The sequence below is a fragment of the Pseudomonas sp. 58 R 12 genome (assembly GCF_900005865.1).
GTDB lineage: Bacteria > Pseudomonadota > Gammaproteobacteria > Pseudomonadales > Pseudomonadaceae > Aquipseudomonas > Aquipseudomonas tritici.
Genome location: NZ_CVTP01000016.1, coordinates 715,000 through 730,367 on the forward strand (window position 1 = coordinate 715,000; position 15,368 = coordinate 730,367).

Annotated in this window: 12 protein-coding genes and 2 pseudogenes; 9 read left to right on the top strand and 5 right to left on the bottom strand. The window is 59.8% G+C overall.

Annotation, left to right across the window (positions count from 1 at the left end):
* Positions 1–51 precede the first annotated feature (51 nt).
* Entirely contained in the window at positions 52–981 is a 930-nt protein-coding gene (locus tag BFP95_RS12640; RefSeq protein WP_065880368.1) for a zinc ABC transporter substrate-binding protein, read from the top strand.
* 124 nt (positions 982–1,105) lie between these two features.
* On the opposite strand, the gene BFP95_RS12645 is transcribed toward BFP95_RS12640, so the two are convergent.
* A complete protein-coding gene (locus tag BFP95_RS12645) occupies positions 1,106–2,059 on the bottom strand; it encodes a homoserine kinase (protein WP_065875639.1) in 954 nt (317 codons plus the stop codon).
* A gap of 56 nt (positions 2,060–2,115) precedes the next feature.
* Positions 2,116–2,406 (bottom strand): DUF2782 domain-containing protein, encoded by a 291-nt coding sequence (locus tag BFP95_RS12650; protein WP_065875640.1) that lies wholly within the window; start codon positions 2,404–2,406, stop codon positions 2,116–2,118.
* 74 nt (positions 2,407–2,480) lie between these two features.
* Here BFP95_RS12650 and polA point away from each other — a divergent pair, with 74 nt between their 5' ends.
* Positions 2,481–5,258: a DNA polymerase I gene (gene polA, locus BFP95_RS12655; protein WP_065910200.1), complete on the top strand. Its 2,778-nt coding sequence runs from the start codon at positions 2,481–2,483 to the stop codon at positions 5,256–5,258.
* Between the two features lie 269 nt (positions 5,259–5,527).
* On the opposite strand, the gene yihA is transcribed toward polA, so the two are convergent.
* Positions 5,528–6,169: a ribosome biogenesis GTP-binding protein YihA/YsxC gene (yihA, locus tag BFP95_RS12660; protein WP_065875642.1), complete on the bottom strand. Its 642-nt coding sequence runs from the start codon at positions 6,167–6,169 to the stop codon at positions 5,528–5,530.
* A 192-nt stretch (positions 6,170–6,361) separates the two neighbouring features.
* On the opposite strand from yihA, the pseudogene BFP95_RS30315 reads away from it, so the two are divergent.
* From BFP95_RS30315 to BFP95_RS12690, 7 genes and pseudogenes are all read left to right on the top strand, one after another.
* A pseudogene (locus BFP95_RS30315) lies at positions 6,362–6,458 on the top strand (cytochrome); the annotation flags it as partial.
* A 3-nt stretch (positions 6,459–6,461) separates the two neighbouring features.
* Positions 6,462–6,581 (top strand): annotated as a pseudogene (locus tag BFP95_RS30320) (cytochrome c5 family protein); the annotation flags it as partial.
* A 36-nt stretch (positions 6,582–6,617) separates the two neighbouring features.
* Positions 6,618–7,229, top strand: coding sequence for a c-type cytochrome (locus BFP95_RS12670; RefSeq protein WP_065880370.1), 612 nt, complete (start codon positions 6,618–6,620; stop codon positions 7,227–7,229).
* 168 nt (positions 7,230–7,397) lie between these two features.
* The gene (gene dsbA, locus BFP95_RS12675; protein ID WP_049710737.1) at positions 7,398–8,033 is read left to right on the top strand and encodes a thiol:disulfide interchange protein DsbA; all 636 of its coding nucleotides are present in this window, start codon (positions 7,398–7,400) and stop codon (positions 8,031–8,033) included.
* A 10-nt stretch (positions 8,034–8,043) separates the two neighbouring features.
* Positions 8,044–8,922, top strand: a complete 879-nt coding sequence (locus BFP95_RS12680) for an endonuclease/exonuclease/phosphatase family protein (protein WP_049710736.1) — start codon at positions 8,044–8,046, stop codon at positions 8,920–8,922.
* Positions 8,919–10,985: a diguanylate cyclase gene (locus BFP95_RS12685; RefSeq protein WP_065910202.1), complete on the top strand. Its 2,067-nt coding sequence runs from the start codon at positions 8,919–8,921 to the stop codon at positions 10,983–10,985. The genes BFP95_RS12680 and BFP95_RS12685 overlap by 4 nt, the downstream gene beginning before the upstream one ends.
* 88 nt (positions 10,986–11,073) lie before the next feature.
* Positions 11,074–11,850 carry an N-acetylmuramoyl-L-alanine amidase gene (locus BFP95_RS12690; protein ID WP_065875645.1) on the top strand — a complete coding sequence of 259 codons (777 nt, stop codon included), beginning with the start codon at positions 11,074–11,076 and terminating at the stop codon, positions 11,848–11,850.
* Here BFP95_RS12690 and BFP95_RS12695 read toward each other — a convergent pair.
* On the bottom strand, positions 11,847–13,634 hold the full coding sequence (locus tag BFP95_RS12695) for an ATP-binding protein (RefSeq protein ID WP_065880372.1): 1,788 nt from the start codon (positions 13,632–13,634) through the stop codon (positions 11,847–11,849). The two genes, BFP95_RS12690 and BFP95_RS12695, sit on opposite strands and share 4 nt — an antisense overlap.
* Before the next feature lie 10 nt (positions 13,635–13,644).
* Positions 13,645–14,991 carry a sigma-54-dependent response regulator transcription factor AlgB gene (gene algB / locus BFP95_RS12700; protein ID WP_065875647.1) on the bottom strand — a complete coding sequence of 449 codons (1,347 nt, stop codon included), beginning with the start codon at positions 14,989–14,991 and terminating at the stop codon, positions 13,645–13,647.
* Positions 14,992–15,368 lie beyond the last annotated feature (377 nt).

The following is a 15,368-nucleotide window of genomic DNA, read 5'->3' on the forward strand; positions in this document are numbered from 1 at the left end:
GACAGACATTTGATAGAGACGTTATTATGTTACCCGTTCCTACGCCATCGAGTGGTCATCGTGTCCCGACTTTTTCCCGTTTTTGTCGTATTTATCACCAGTTTGTTCATCAATGGCGCCGCTCAGGCCGAGGTCAAGGTGCTGACCAGCATCAAGCCTTTGCAGTTGATTGCTGCGGCTGTGCAGGACGGCGTGGCGGTTCCGGAGGTGTTGCTGCCGCCGGGTGCATCGCCGCATAACTACGCGCTGCGTCCATCCGACGTACGGCGCGTGCAGGCGGTGGACCTGCTGTACTGGATCGGTCCGGATATGGAGAGTTTCCTGCCGCGCGTGCTGAAAGGTCGTACGGCAACAACGGTAGCGGTGCAGGATCTTCCGGGTATGAAGCTGCGGCGGTTTGCCGAAGATAGCCACTCTCACGCCGACGATGCCGACGAACATGATCATGATCACCGCCCAGGCAGCCTGGATTCGCACTTGTGGCTGTCGACCGTGAATGCTCGCGTGATTGCGGCGCGTATGGCTGCTGATCTGGCGGCCGCTGACCCGGCCAATGCCGTGCGTTATCAGAGCAATGCGAAAGCCTTTGATGGGCGCCTGGATGTTCTGGATGCCCGTCTGAAAGCTCGTCTGGCGCCGATTGGCGGCAAGCCTTACTTCGTGTTTCATGAGGCCTTCGATTACTTCGAAGAGGCTTATGGGCTCAAGCACGCCGGTGTGTTCAGCGTTGCCGCTGAAGTACAGCCGGGCGCCCAGCACGTGGCGGCGATGCGTACGCGTTTGCAGGAAGTGGGCAAGACCTGCGTGTTCAGCGAGCCGCCGTTGCGTCCGCGTTTGGCTGAAACCCTGGTGGCGGGTTTGCCGGTGAAGCTGGCGGAGTTGGATGCGCTGGGCGGGTATACCCCGGCTACGGCTCAGGGTTATGAGCAGGTGTTGGAAAAGTTGGGGAATGACTTGGCTGGGTGCCTGGAATCGTTGTAACAGACGGCGCAGGTCAAATGTGGGAGCTGGCTTGCCTGCGATTGCGGTGGGCCTGCGACGAAATTGCTGGCTGACCTGACGCTATCGCAGGCAAGCCAGCTCCCACATTGACCGAGTTGGGGCTTTAGAGGGCGAACGGCAGTTGGATTGTGACCTGCTGGCGTTGTGCCAAGCGGTGCTCGAACTCTGCCGGGTCATGGATCAACACATCCTGCCCTGCAAACGACTCGGCGGCGATCAGGCGTGACAGCCAGAACCGCACACACGCCACCCGCAACATCGTCGGCCACAGTTCGGCTTCCTTGGCGGTGAACGGTCGCAGGCCGGCATAGGCGCCGAGCAGCGCACGGGCGCGTTGTCCGTCAATCACGCCATCGGCATCCGAACACCAGTCATTCAGGGCGATCGCCACGTCGTACAGCATCGGCCCGGAGCAGGCGTTGTAGAAGTCGATCAGGCCTGTGAGGTGCGTGCCTTCGAACATCGCATTGTCGCGGAACAGGTCGGCGTGGACGTTGGCGCGCGGCAGGGCGAGGATCTGGGCCTTGTGAGCGTCGATTTCCGTCAGTGCAGCTTGCAGCAGGCGCTGCTGTGCGTCGTTCAGGTGCGAAATCAGTTGCGTGCCTTCAGCCAGCATCCACTCCAGGCCGCGGTCGGTCTTGCGTTCCAGCACCTTTTCGCCTTGTGTCGCCAGGTGCAGGTGGCCAAGCAGGTCGCCGACCTGGGTACAGTGCTGGGCGTTGGCGTCCTTGATGTGCTTGCCGGCCAGGCGCGGTTGCAGCAGTGCCGGTTTGCCTTTCAGCTCGCGCAATGCAACGCCGTCGGTTGTACGCAGGGCGTAAGGCACGGGCAGGTCAGCGTCGTGGAGCACGTCGAGCAGCTCGATAAAGAACGGCATTTCTGCGACCGGGCCGCGCTCAACCAGGGTCAGGACATACTCGCCCTGCTCCAGGCTGATAAAGAAATTGGTGTTTTCACTACCGGCGGCAATCCCCTGGAAATCAAGCAGGCGGCCGAGCCCGTAAGGGGCGAGAAAGGTTTCCAGCTCGGGCCGAGCCAGGGGGGTGAACACAGACATGGTTAAAACTGCCAGTACGGGCGCCGCTGTGCGCGGCGCCAATTTAAGTTAAGAAATCATTTCCATTCGAAGATCTTCCATGACGGGATCAGCATATCCGGCTGGTCAGAGCGGATGAAGTTCGCATCGGTTCCGTCCGCGCGCACCAGGAAATACGGAGGCGCCCCTTTCGGAGTGACCTTGATTGCGTACAGGAACCCGTTCTGACGGTATTCCTGGATGGTCTTGTCGCCTTCCGTGCGAATGGTCACTTCCGGATCACCCCCAGGCGCATCGTCTGCCGCCATGGCAGCCAACGGAGCGAGTGCAATCAAGCCGGTCAACAGCAGGCGATTGAATGTGCGCATGATAACCTTGTCCCTTTGTCGTCATTGGTCCGGCTATTCTAGCGCCTGACCCGCCGAAAAGGTTGATTCTGCTCATGAGCCAAGCACCCCTCGTCCTGGTGGACGGTTCTTCTTATCTGTACCGCGCTTTTCATGCGCTGCCACCGCTGACCACCTCCAAAGGCCTGCCGACCGGTGCGGTCAAGGGCGTGTTGAACATGCTCAAAAGCCTGCGCAGGCAGTACCCGGACAGCCCGTTCGCGGTGGTGTTCGACGCCAAGGGTGGGACCTTTCGCGATGACATGTACGCCGAATACAAGGCCAATCGCCCAAGCATGCCCGATGACATGCGCCTGCAAATCGAGCCATTGCATCAAAGCGTAATCGCGCTGGGCTTCCCGCTGCTATGCGTCGAAGGCGTCGAGGCCGATGATGTGATCGGCACCCTGGCCCGCAGCAGTGCCGCCGCTGACCGCCCGGTGGTGATTTCGACCGGTGACAAGGACATGGCGCAACTGGTGGACGGCCACATTACCTTGGTCAATACCATGACCGGTAGTGCGATGGACATTGAGGGCGTAAAGGAGAAATTCGGCGTCGCTCCGGAGCAGATCATCGACTATCTGGCGTTGATGGGCGATTCGTCCGACAACATTCCGGGTGTTCCGGGTATTGGTCCTAAGACCGCGTCCGGCTTACTTGTAGGTGTGAACGGCGGCCTAAAAGAGCTTTATGAACAGCTGGATATCGTGCCGACCCTGCCTATCCGTGGCGCGAAGACGCTGCCGGCCAAGCTGGAAGAGCACCGGGAGATGGCGTTCCTTTCCTACCAGCTGGCGACGATCAAGATTGATGTGCCGCTGGATGTGGGCCTGGATGATCTGCACCTGATCGAACCGAACCGTGAAAAACTGCTGGAGCTGTATACGCTGCTGGAGTTCAAGAGCTGGATTGACGAGATCCAGCGTGACGCCAAGCGTGTCGAACTCAAGGCTGCTCCTGTCGTTGAAGCAGTCGTTGAAACCGTGGCGCCAGCGCAGACCACCTACACCACCATCCTCGACCAGGCGACGTTTGATGTCTGGTTGAAGAAGCTCAACGAGGCGAAGTTGTTCGCCTTCGACACAGAAACCACTGGCATCGACGCCCAACAGGCACAGTTGGTCGGTGTTTCCTTCGCCGTGCAGCCCCATGAAGCCGCCTACATCCCGCTGACCCACGCCTACATCGGCGTGCCGGAGCAGTTGGACCGTGACACCGTGCTGCTGGCCCTGAAGCCACTGTTGGAAGACCCGACCAAACTCAAGGTTGGCCAGCACGCCAAGTTCGACATGAACATCCTGGCCAACTGCGCCATCGGCGGCGACCCTGCACACGGCATTACCGTGCGGGGCATCGCGTTTGACACCATGCTCGAATCCTATGTGTTGAACGCCACCGCAACCCGGCATGACATGGACAGCCTGGCGAAGAAGTACCTGGATTACGACACCGTCAGTTTCCAGGATATCGCCGGCAGGGGCGCCAAGCAGCTCACCTTCGACCAGATCGCATTGGAGCAGGCCGGCCCTTATGCGGCTGAAGATGCCGATGTGACCTTGCGTCTGCATCAGGCGCTGTTCGCGCAACTTTCAGCCATCCCGAGCCTGGTGAGCGTGCTCACGGATATCGAGATTCCGTTGGTACCGGTGCTGGCCCGTATCGAGCGCCAGGGTGCGCTGGTGGACAAGGCGCTGCTGGGCATCCAGAGCATCGAGCTGGGCAACAAGATGGTCGAACTGGAGCGCCAGGCGTTCGAGATCGCCGGTGAGGAATTCAACTTGGGTTCGCCCAAGCAGCTCGGCGCGATTCTTTACGAAAAGCTCGGCCTGCCGGTGCTGAAAAAAACCGGCAAGGGCCAGGCGTCGACGGCCGAAGAAGTGCTGGCCAAGCTGGCTGAAGATGACTATCCGCTGCCCAAGGTGCTGATGCAGTACCGCAGCATGAGCAAGCTGAAAAGCACTTACACCGATCGCTTGCCGGAACAGATCAACCCGCGCACCGGGCGGATCCACACGTCCTATCACCAGGCGGTGGCGGCTACCGGGCGCTTGTCCTCGAGTGACCCGAACCTGCAGAACATCCCGGTGCGCACCGCCGAAGGGCGGCGGATTCGCCAGGCGTTTGTTGCGCCGAAGGGCTACAAACTGCTGGCGGCGGACTATTCGCAGATCGAGCTGCGGATCATGGCGCACCTGTCGAAGGACGAAGGGTTGATGAACGCCTTCCGTCACAACCTCGACGTGCACACGGCGACGGCCGCCGAAGTGTTCAAGGTTGAGCTGGGTGAGGTTACGTCTGACCAGCGCCGCAGCGCGAAGGCGATCAACTTCGGTTTGATCTATGGCATGGGCGCGCAGAAGCTTGGCAAGGACATCGGCGTCGATACCAAGACGGCCAAGGCGTACATCGACGTGTACTTCGCCCGTTATCCCGGGGTTCGCGAGTACATGGAGCGCACCCGCGCCCAGGCTTCCGACCAGGGCTACGTCGAAACTTTCTTCGGGCGCCGGCTGTATTTGCCGGATATCCATTCCAACAAGCCCCAGGAGCGCGCGGCGGCAGAACGCACTGCGATCAACGCGCCAATGCAGGGCACGGCGGCGGACATCATCAAGAAAGCCATGGTGCTGGTGGACAATTGGCTGACCGATTCGGGCCTGGATGCCAAGGTCATCCTGCAGGTGCACGATGAATTGGTGCTGGAAGTGCGTGAGGACTTGGTGGCCGAAGTCAGCGAGAGGATCCGTGAGCACATGAGTGCGGCTGCTCAGCTGGATGTGCCGCTGCTGGTGGAGGTAGGTGTGGGTGATAACTGGGACGAAGCGCACTGATTACGGGGCTTTGCCACCACCTTGCGTGGTGGCAGAGTGCTTTAGTCCGGAAGTCGCCGTCAGTTATTTCCAATAGTTTTTTGAGCCTGCCGGAACTTAACCCGTGAACTGCCACTCAGAGTTACTGAATGGGTGGTGAAGCCCTTCAATGCTCCTATGTTGTGTTAAGTGTTGGCAGATATCTGGACCCCGCCCTAGCGGTCCGGAACTTGAACCCCGAACTTCCCCTCCCCATACGAAGTCCGGGGTTTTTTTTGCCTGCAGAAAAGTTACTCCGCGACTTCCGCGCCCTTGTCGGCCAATTCCATCCAGCCGGCCAGCACGGTGTAGGCGTCTTCCAGGCCCAAGCGCTTCGGCGCCGAGAACAGCTGGATAGTGATCGCGTCACCCCAGCCTTTACGGATTTCGGCCTGCACTTTGAGCAGGGTGTTCTTGGCGGCGCCGTAGGTCAGTTTGTCGGCCTTGGTCAGTAGGATATGCATCGGCATACCGCTGGCAACAGCCCAATCGAGCATCAGCAGGTCGAAATCGGTCATCGGATGGCGGATGTCCATCATCAAAATCAAACCCTTCAAACTCTCGCGACCACCCAGATAAGCCTCGAGGTGACGCTGCCAGTGCAGCTTCAGCGGGATGGGTACTTTTGCGTAACCGTAGCCCGGAAGGTCGACCAGACGCCGATCATCGTCTAGCTTGAAGAAGTTGAGGAGTTGCGTGCGACCCGGGGTTTTCGAGGTGCGTGCCAGGCTGGCGTGAGTCAGGGTGTTCAGTGCGCTGGACTTACCGGCGTTGGAACGACCGGCAAAGGCGACTTCAAAGCCTTCGTCATCGGGGCATTGGTCAACTTTGGCGGCGCTGAGCATGAATGTGGACTGTTGGCACAGGCCGAGGATGGGATTCTTGAGTTGCATGAGATTTCCGATGTGGGCGATGCCGAGAAAGGGTGCGGCAAGCGGTGTCGTTTCCGTTTCAGTAGCGCCAGTATATAATGCCGCAGATTTTGTGTGTGCTTTGTCCCAGCGAAGGACGAGGTTCACGGGAGCGAAAGACCTTTATTGCGCATTAGAACGCAAAACGCTCTCAAACCCTGAAATGGTCGACGTATGACCAAGTGGTTGCGCGCTGTCGGTGTCCTGGTCCCGCTTTAATGGTGCTCAGGCTACACAGGATCCTGAAGCGGTGTACAACCGAGTTTGCGTGGTCACGCTGGTGCAACACGTGACCCAGGGTTTCAAGGCAATGCCGCCGCGTGGTTTGTGCATGGACTGCAGTACTGAGGATTACCAGGCCATCATTGAGTTGATGGTGAGTAAACCCGGTTGATAACTCTTAAACCCTTAGCCGTAGTTGGATTAGCTGATGAACAAACTGATCGTGAGTCTGCTGTTGACCTTGGGCATCACCGGTGTTGCCCATGCTGCAGGCGACGCTACAGCGGGCCAGGCGAAAGCCGCCGTATGTGGTGCTTGCCATGGACCGGATGGTAACAGCCCGGCGCCGAACTTCCCCAAACTGGCCGGCCAGGGAGAGCGCTACCTGACCAAACAGATGCAGGATATCAAGTCTGGCAAGCGCACGGTCCTGGAAATGACCGGCTTGCTGACCAACCTCAGCGATCAGGACCTGGCAGACATCGCCGCGTATTTTGCCAGCCAGAAAGGCAGTGTGGGAGCTGCCGATCCGAAACTGGTGGCCCGTGGTGAGAAACTGTTCCGCGGCGGTGACCTGGAAAAAGGTCTTCCTGCCTGCACCGGCTGCCACTCGCCAAATGGCGCTGGTATAGCAGCCGCTGGCTTCCCGCACTTGAGTGGCCAGCACGCAACCTACATCGCCAAACAGTTGACCGATTTCCGTAAGGAAGAGGCCGGGCGAAGCAACGACGGCGATGCGATGATCATGCGCACAATCGCTCGCAAGCTGAGTGATGAAGACATTGCGGCGGTCTCCAGCTACATCCAGGGCCTGCACTGAGGCGCGCACGACGTTAACGCTCGATTAATCCATCGATGCAAGCATAAAAAGGGTGGCTTAGGCTGCCCTTTTTTGTGGCCGCTACCGTTACACTAACGAACTCATGCCCGCGTAGACCTGTCACAACAAAGGTCGCGTGAGGCGACTTTATTTGTCCAGGAGTAAAGCATGCGTAATCTGATCCTCAGCGCCGCTCTCGTCACTGCCAGCCTCTTCGGCATGACCGCACAAGCTGCCGATGTGCCGCTTGAAGCCGGGAAAACCTATGTTGAATTGGCCAACCCGGTTCCGGTTTCGGTGCCAGGCAAGATCGAAGTGGTGGAGCTGTTCTGGTATGGCTGCCCGCATTGCTACGCTTTTGAGCCGACGATCAACCCATGGGTTGAGAAACTGCCTAAGGATGTGAACTTCAAACGTATTCCAGCCATGTTTGGCGGCCCATGGGATGCTCACGGCCAACTGTTCCTGACCCTGGAAGCCATGGGTGTGGAACACAAGGTCCATAACGCTGTATTCGAAGCTATCCAAAAACAAGGCAAGCGCCTGACCAAACCAGACGAAATGGCTGACTTCGTTGCCACCCAAGGTGTCGACAAAGACAAGTTCCTGGCTACCTTCAACTCCTTCGCGATCCAGGGCCAGATCAAACAGGCCAAGGAACTCGCGCAGAAGTATGGCGTGCAAGGTGTACCGACGCTGATCGTCAACGGCAAATACCGTTTTGACCTGGGTACTGCTGGCGGCCCGGAAGCTGTGCTTAATGTTGCCGACCAACTGATCGCCAAAGAGCGCGCAGCCAAGTAAGGGGCCCGTCATGCGCCGCTGGGGTACCGAACGTGTGGTTGGCCTGCATGATCCGCAGGTCAACGAACATCACCTGGAAACCACGGGTTTGCCGCCGGACAGTCGTCTGCGGCTGCTGAGCTTCAATATCCAGGTGGGCATCAGTACCGAGAAGTATCGGCATTACCTCACCCGTGGCTGGCAACACCTGTTGCCCCACAACGGGCGTGCCGGCAACCTGCAAAAGATCGGCAACCTGTTGAATGACTTTGACCTGGTTGCCCTGCAGGAAGCCGATGGCGGCAGCATGCGCTCCGGCTATATCAATCAGGTGGAGCACTTGGCCCAGCTGGGTGCCTTCCCTTATTGGTACCAGCAGCTCAATCGCAACCTCGGGCGTCTGGCGCAGCACAGCAATGGCGTGCTCAGCCGCTTGAAGCCTTCTGCCATCGAAGACCACCCGCTACCAGGCCCCAAGGGCCGGGGCGCTATCCTTGTGCGTTTTGGCGAGGGGCCAGAGGCTTTGGTCGTGGTGATGATGCACCTGGCGCTGGGTGCGCGCACCCGGACCATGCAATTGGCCTACATCCGAGAGTTGATTGGCAATTACAAACACCAGGTGCTGATGGGGGACATGAACACCCACGCCAGCGACCTGCTGCTGAATTCCCCGTTGCGCGACCTTGGGCTACTGGCACCGCAAGCCGAAGCCACGTTTCCCAGCTGGCGCCCGCAACGCTGTCTTGACCATATCCTACTAAGCCCGACCCTCACACTCGAGAGTGTGCAGGTGCTGGCGCAGCCCATCTCCGATCACCTGCCGGTCGCGGTAGAGATTCGCCTGCCGGGTTCGCTCACGGCCGATGCATTCCCCGCGCTGAGTCCCGGCCCTCGCGGACCCCTTGCATGAGCGACGACGCCCAGCGCTGGAAAGAGAAGTACCTTAAAAGCATCGAGCAACAGGAAAAGCTCGAACGTCGCTGGGCCGCCCGTCTTGACCTGCTGCGCCGTGGGCTCGTACGCAGTACGTTGGCGGCTGAGGGCACCGATCGCGCGGTTGATCAATGCATGAAGGAAATGCGCGACGTTGTCCGCACGGATGACATGGACGCCGCCCTCGCCGCGTTGCTGCCGCGCCTGGAAAAGGCCGTTCTGGATTCAGAGCAGCGCCGCGAAACCCGGGTCGACCAGATCAGCACCGCGCTGACCTCCCTGGTCACGCAACTGCAAAAGCTGCCATTACCGCGTGAGGTCGCCCGGCCGCTGAAAACATTCGCCAAGCAGTTGGACGGACGCGTCGGCCAGGCACGTGAGATCCCGTTGTTGCTGAGCGAGTTGAGTGGCCTGCAAAGCCAGGCGCTGAATAACCTGGAGCCGGACAGCGAAACTATGCGCTCAGGGCCTGGGCTCTTGCAGCGCCTGTTTGGTTCCAAGGATTTTGCGAACGAGACGGTAGCGGACGAGCCGGTCCCCAGCCCGGCGGCGCCCCTCCCTGTGGCCAAGCCTGTCGCCGAACCTCAGCAGCCCGAGCAGTCCGAGGAACTGACGCAAGCCTTGCGCGCCTTTGCGCCACAGCCTCAAGAGCCGGTTGTCCCTGCAGTTGAATCAGATGCACCGGCAAAGGTTGCCGAGGTCTCCAGTGAAACGTTCGTCTACGAGGCCGCCGCTCAAGCCGCTCCTATTGAAGTGCTCGCAGCGCCCTTGGCGCGTGTGGAGCCCGAGCCCGAGCCCGAACTTCAGGCAGAACAGCCGGCACCGGAAAGCGCCCTTGCCGCCTTCATTGAAACATCCGAACTTCAGGTCGAAACCCCGGATAAGACTGTCATCGGCAGCCTGTCGCTGCCGCCTGTGCTGGAGGTCGAAGAGTCCGACCCCGACGAGCTGCAATCGGATGGCGTGTATTCCTTGCCCGACTCGCCGGAGCCGTCCTACAGCTCCGTGGCCAAGCACATTGAAGACACCCTGCTCGGCCTGCTGGAGGAGCTGGCATTGCCCGAGCGCCATCAGCCCCAGGCCGAAGCCATGCGTGAGCGTCTGGCCCACGGCCTGAACTGGTACGAACTGCTGCCTATCCTCGACGACCTGGCAGTCTTGATGCTGGCGATCACCGACAGTGGCCAGCATGAGTTCGAGGCTTACCTCAAGCAGCTCAACGAGCGCCTCGAAGCGTTCCAGGGGCATTTGCAGGTCGCCAGCGACGGCCACGCCGATAGCCGTTCCGCCGCCCGGGAGCTGGACACGCAGATCCGCGAACAGGTCGACGGCCTGCAAAGCAGCGTGCAGGAAGCCGCCGACCTGGACAGCCTCAAGCACGTATTGGAAAGCCATCTCGAAGGCCTGCTAGGCACCATGGATGAGCACCAGCAGCAGCGCGATCAACGTGAGCAGGAAACGGCTGCACGTCTGAAGGGCCTGGCCGAGCGGGTTGCCAATATGGAGCAGGAAGCCCAAGGCTATCGCGAGCACCTGGAGGTTCAACGCCAGAAGGCCCTGATCGATCCACTCACCGGCTTGCCCAATCGCGCAGCGTGGAGTGAGCGCCTGGATCAGGAGGTCAACACTTGGCACCAGCGCGGCAACAACCTTTCGCTGGCGATGCTGGACCTGGATCACTTCAAGCGCATCAACGATGGCTACGGCCATCTGGCTGGCGACAAGGTGCTGAAGATCATCGCCAATGTGCTGCGCAAACGCCTGCGACCGACTGACTTTATCGCGCGCTTTGGCGGTGAAGAGTTTGTCTTGCTGATGCCTGACTCATCCTTGACGGATGCCCTGGCGGCGGGCGAGGTGTTGCGCGCAGCGATTGAAGCGTGCCCGTTTCATTTCAAGGGCGAGCCGGTGACGATCACGGTGTCCATGGGCGTGGCGCAGTTCCAGCCGGGAGAGCGCAGTGACCTGGCGCTCAAGCGCGCCGATGCGGCGCTATACCGGGCAAAGGCGGCGGGACGGAATCGGGTGCAGGCAGCCTAAAAAATGTTCCATTTTGTAATTTGACCGCCGGGCCACAATCGGTACGTTACACTGTTGCATTATCGTCTTCAGTGTAATGCCTTCCGCCATGAAATCCTTGTACTTTGCTTTTGTGCTCCTTCTGCTTGCGGGCTGCGCCAGCGGCCCTCGCCTGGACACCAACCACCCCTCGGTGAATCACGATAACCGCGTGCAATTCGTGGTCGTCCATTACACTTCCACCAACCTTGAACGCTCCCTGGCATTGCTCACCCACGGCCAGGTCAGCAGCCACTACCTGATCGGCGACGATGCCTCCGCCACCATTTACAAGCTGGTGGATGAGAGCCAGCGCGCCTGGCATGCCGGGGAAAGCGAGTGGATGGGGCGCACCTGGCTTAACTCCAGCTCCATCGGTATCGAGATCGTGAACCCTGGCTACAAGGACACGCCGACTGGCCGACTCTGGTACCCCTACTCTGAGGCGCAGGTGCAATCCCTGGTGGTCTTGCTCAAAGACATCAGTAAGCGCAACGGCATCGACCCCAAAAACATTATTGGTCACAGCGATATCGCACCGCTGCGCAAGTTGGACCCGGGCCCGCTATTTCCTTGGAAGCGCCTGGCTGCTGAAGGGCTGGGCGTATGGCCGGATGCCCAGGCTGTCGCGCGCTACCGGGTGCAATACGCCACCGAGCTGCCGAGCATTACCTGGTTTCAGGAAGAGTTGGCGCGTCTGGGCTACCAGACACCCCAGACCGGGGAGCTGGATGTAGCCACGCGTCACGTGATCGCAGCGTTCCAGATGCATTTCCGGCCATCGCTGTTTGATGGCGCGCCGGATGCGGAGAGTGCAGCGATCCTGCGAGCGTTGAACCACCGTTAAAGCGGCAACGCCATATAGAACTGAGTGCCTTGCCCCGGCCGCGAATACACGCCCATGCGGCCGCCGTGCAATTGTACGATCTCCTTGCACAGCGCCAGCCCCAGGCCAGCGCCGCCTTTCTTGCGACCCACCTGAACAAAGGGCTCGAAGATCCGCCCCTGTTGCCCGTAAGCGATGCCTTCGCCGTTATCTTCGACGCTGATAATCACCCGCTCGCCATGCCGGCGCGCCTGCAGGCGAATCTGTCCGCCCGTGGCGGTATGGCGCAGGGCGTTACCCAGCAGGTTGTCGAGCACCCGCTCCAGTTGTGCCTGGTCTGCATACAATCTGGGCAGGTCGGATTGAGTTTCTACCAGCAGTTCGACGTTTTGCGCGTTGGCCGGCTCGACGAAGCGCGCCCGGGCGTGTTCCAGCAGGTCAGTCACATCGCACGGCCCCAGCGTGAGTTTCTGCAGGCCGTTCTGGTAGCGCGAGAAATTGAGCAAGTCGTTGATCAACTGCATCAGGCGCTGCATCTCTTCATTGACCGTGTCCAGCAGGTCCGCTTCACGGGACTCTGCGGGAAACTTCGCGCGTTCGCGGAACAGCCCGAATGCCATGTGCATGCCCGTCACCGGCGTACGCAGTTCATGGGAGGCGCGTAGGACGAACTCGCTGCGCACCCGCTCGAATGCCCGTTGTTCGGTGACGTCATGCAGCACCATCACCGCGCCGAGGATGTGCCCCTCGGTATGGCTCACAGGGGTCAAGCTGTAGGTCAGCAGGCGCAGTTCGCCTTCGACTTCCACTTCCAGATCATCCGGCGCCCGCTCCAGGTTGCCGCCTCGCAGTACCAGTTGCAGTTGCTCGTCCAGTTCCGGACGCACCAACGCCTCGCCCAGGCCTTGGCCGAGGCGTTCCTCGTCCCAACCTAATTGCCGCTGGGCGACAGGGTTGAGATGCTCCAGGCGGCCTTGGCGGTCGATCATCAGCAAGCCATCGTCAATGCTGTCGAGCACCGCTTGCAGGCGCTGCTGGCCCGCCAGCAGTTCATCGACGTTGGTCGCCTGATGCTGGCGCAACGCTTCGGCCATGATGCCGAAGCGCCGGGTCAACAGGTTCATTTCCGCGGCAGAGGAGATGGGCAGCGTCACTTCGAAATCGCCCTGCCCGATCTTGTCCGCCGCCTTGGCCAGGGCTTCGATCGGCCCGCCAAAACGCCGGGCAATGCCATGAGCCGTAATGAATCCGATGATCAGCACCGCGAGCCCCACCAATCCCAGAAGGCCGGCAATCAGCAAGGCGCGCGCGCGGGACTTGTGTTCGGTGGAGCTGATGTTTTCCAAGGCGTGCTTGTGTTCGGCGATCAGGCCGTTACGCAGCACGTTGAACGTTTCGTGGAGTTTTTCCTTGCTGCCCGGCGGCGGCGAAGCCTGCTGAGACTCATCGAAAGCCTTTAGGAAACTCAAGTAGTCCGTCTTGGCCTCGCTGAAGCCGCTTCCGGTGTGCGCTTGCCGCTCATGGGCAATCCCCTGATCGAGCAAATCAAAGTAGCGTCCTTTCGAGGCTTCCAGGGCGCCCAGATCAGGGCGCGCCTCCAGCATCATCATCAACTGGTCGCCCAGGCTCTGACGCAGCTTGAGCCCCAGGTCGAGGGTAACGAAGTTGCTGCGAATTGAAGACTCCTGGGTCTTGGCCATTTGCATGACGCTGACCAGGCCCAGGATCAAACCCAGCAGGGCAACGGTGATCAGCGCGGAGATGCTCAGGAATAACCGAGTGCGCAGTTTCATCGCTAACTTCATAGGGTACAGCTCACAGGTTGTACTGTTTACGTTTGCGGTACAGGGTCGACGCGTCGATACCCAGGGTGCGAGCCGCCTGGTCCAGTGTGTCGCTGGTAGCGAGAACAGCGCCGATGTGTGCCTTCTCCAGCTCGTCGAGGCTCAGCGCCGCACCGATACGCGGCGCATTGTTGGTCGGCTGCTCAGACATCCCAAGGTGACTGATTTCGACCTTCTCCTGGGGACAAATGATGCTGGCGCGCTCCACCACGTTGCGCAGCTCACGGATATTCCCCGGCCAGCGATAGTTGAGCAACGCTTCGCGTGCTTCATCGCTGAAGCCGCGTGCAGGTCGGGCGTATTCCTTGACGAAGCGCGCCAGGAAACGGTCGGCCAGGGTCAGGATGTCTTCACTTCGCTCTCGCAGCGGCGGCAGGTGCAAGGTGATCACGTTGAGGCGATACAGCAAGTCCTCGCGGAAACGGCCGTCGCGCACCATGTCTTCCAGATTCAGGTTGGTGGCCGCGAGGATACGTACGTCGGCACGACGGGTGACCGGATCGCCCACACGCTCGTATTCCTTGTCCTGGATGAATCGCAGCAATTTAGGTTGCAAGGTGAGTGGAAAGTCGCCGATCTCGTCGAGAAACAGCGTGCCCCCATCTGCTTGGTTGACGCGGCCCAAGGTGCTTTCACTGGCACCGGTAAAGGCCCCACGGCTATGGCCGAACAACTCACTTTCCATCAGCTCTGCGGTCAGCGATGGGCAGTTAATAGTCACACAGGATTTCTTTGAGCGCTTGCTCCAGCCGTGAATGGCTCGTGCCAGCTCACCTTTACCGGTACCGGATTCACCCAGGATCAAAATGTTGGCGTCTGTCCCGGCCACCTGGCGTGCGGTTTCCAGCACCACCATCATCGACGGGCTGTGGGAGTCGAGGCCATCTTTCGGTTGGCGCACTTCGCCCTCGAGGGCCTCGAGGCGCGCAGAGAGTTGACGCACTTCCAGTTGCTTGGCGGTGGCGAGGCGCAGTTGGTCGGGGCTGCAAGGCTTCACCAAGTAGTCGGCGGCGCCAGCCTGGATCGCGTCAACAGCGGTGTCGACCGCCGAATGGGCGGTCACAATCACCACGCGCATCCAGGGCGCCTGGATGCGCATCTGCGCCAGCACATCCAGACCGTTGTCTTCGCCCAAGCGCAAGTCCAGGAAGCACAGGTCGAACACCTGGCGCTGCATCAAGGTATCGGCCTGGGCAGCGCTGTTCGCGGTAGCCACTGTGTAGCCTTCATCTTCCAGGCAATAACGGAAGGTGCGGAGGATCGCGGATTCGTCATCCACTAAAAGAATGCGGCCTTGAAGTTCCTTGGCTGATTCCATCTGTCCCGCGCTCCCTAAAAGTATGAATGATGGTGTTTAGTCCCGGAATAATCGGGCAAGTTGCATGGTTTATTCTGATCGATAAATGACGACGTCGTGCAGGTATCTGCAGTCCTGTCTACAAAGCCCCGTCTGATGGCGTTTTCATGCCGTCTTGCCAGTTCGGCAACACACCTTCCGCTTTCTATCCCTTGATCCGACCGCTGGCCGTCGTGCATTTCGCACGGCGCCAAGTGGGGGATCGTGCAGGATGCTGGGCTCATGGTTATTCATGAATAGATAAGTTGTTGATTTAATTAGGTTTTATTTTGTAAAAAAACTGGCATGCGCTCTGCAATATCCCTCTCAACAAATAATCAAAATGTGGGAGACCAGCA

Excerpts from the sequence above, each read along its gene's own strand:
- BFP95_RS12645 (WP_065875639.1), bottom strand. The coding sequence starts at position 2,059 with ATGTCTGTGTTCACCCCCCTGGCTCGGCCCGAGCTGGAAACCTTTCTC.
- BFP95_RS12650 (WP_065875640.1), bottom strand. The coding sequence starts at position 2,406 with ATGCGCACATTCAATCGCCTGCTGTTGACCGGCTTGATTGCACTCGCT.
- polA (WP_065910200.1), top strand. The coding sequence starts at position 2,481 with ATGAGCCAAGCACCCCTCGTCCTGGTGGACGGTTCTTCTTATCTGTAC.
- yihA (WP_065875642.1), bottom strand. The coding sequence starts at position 6,169 with ATGCAACTCAAGAATCCCATCCTCGGCCTGTGCCAACAGTCCACATTC.
- BFP95_RS12670 (WP_065880370.1), top strand. The coding sequence starts at position 6,618 with ATGAACAAACTGATCGTGAGTCTGCTGTTGACCTTGGGCATCACCGGT.
- dsbA (WP_049710737.1), top strand. The coding sequence starts at position 7,398 with ATGCGTAATCTGATCCTCAGCGCCGCTCTCGTCACTGCCAGCCTCTTC.
- BFP95_RS12680 (WP_049710736.1), top strand. The coding sequence starts at position 8,044 with ATGCGCCGCTGGGGTACCGAACGTGTGGTTGGCCTGCATGATCCGCAG.
- BFP95_RS12685 (WP_065910202.1), top strand. The coding sequence starts at position 8,919 with ATGAGCGACGACGCCCAGCGCTGGAAAGAGAAGTACCTTAAAAGCATC.
- BFP95_RS12690 (WP_065875645.1), top strand. The coding sequence starts at position 11,074 with ATGAAATCCTTGTACTTTGCTTTTGTGCTCCTTCTGCTTGCGGGCTGC.
- BFP95_RS12695 (WP_065880372.1), bottom strand. The coding sequence starts at position 13,634 with ATGAAGTTAGCGATGAAACTGCGCACTCGGTTATTCCTGAGCATCTCC.
- algB (WP_065875647.1), bottom strand. The coding sequence starts at position 14,991 with ATGGAATCAGCCAAGGAACTTCAAGGCCGCATTCTTTTAGTGGATGAC.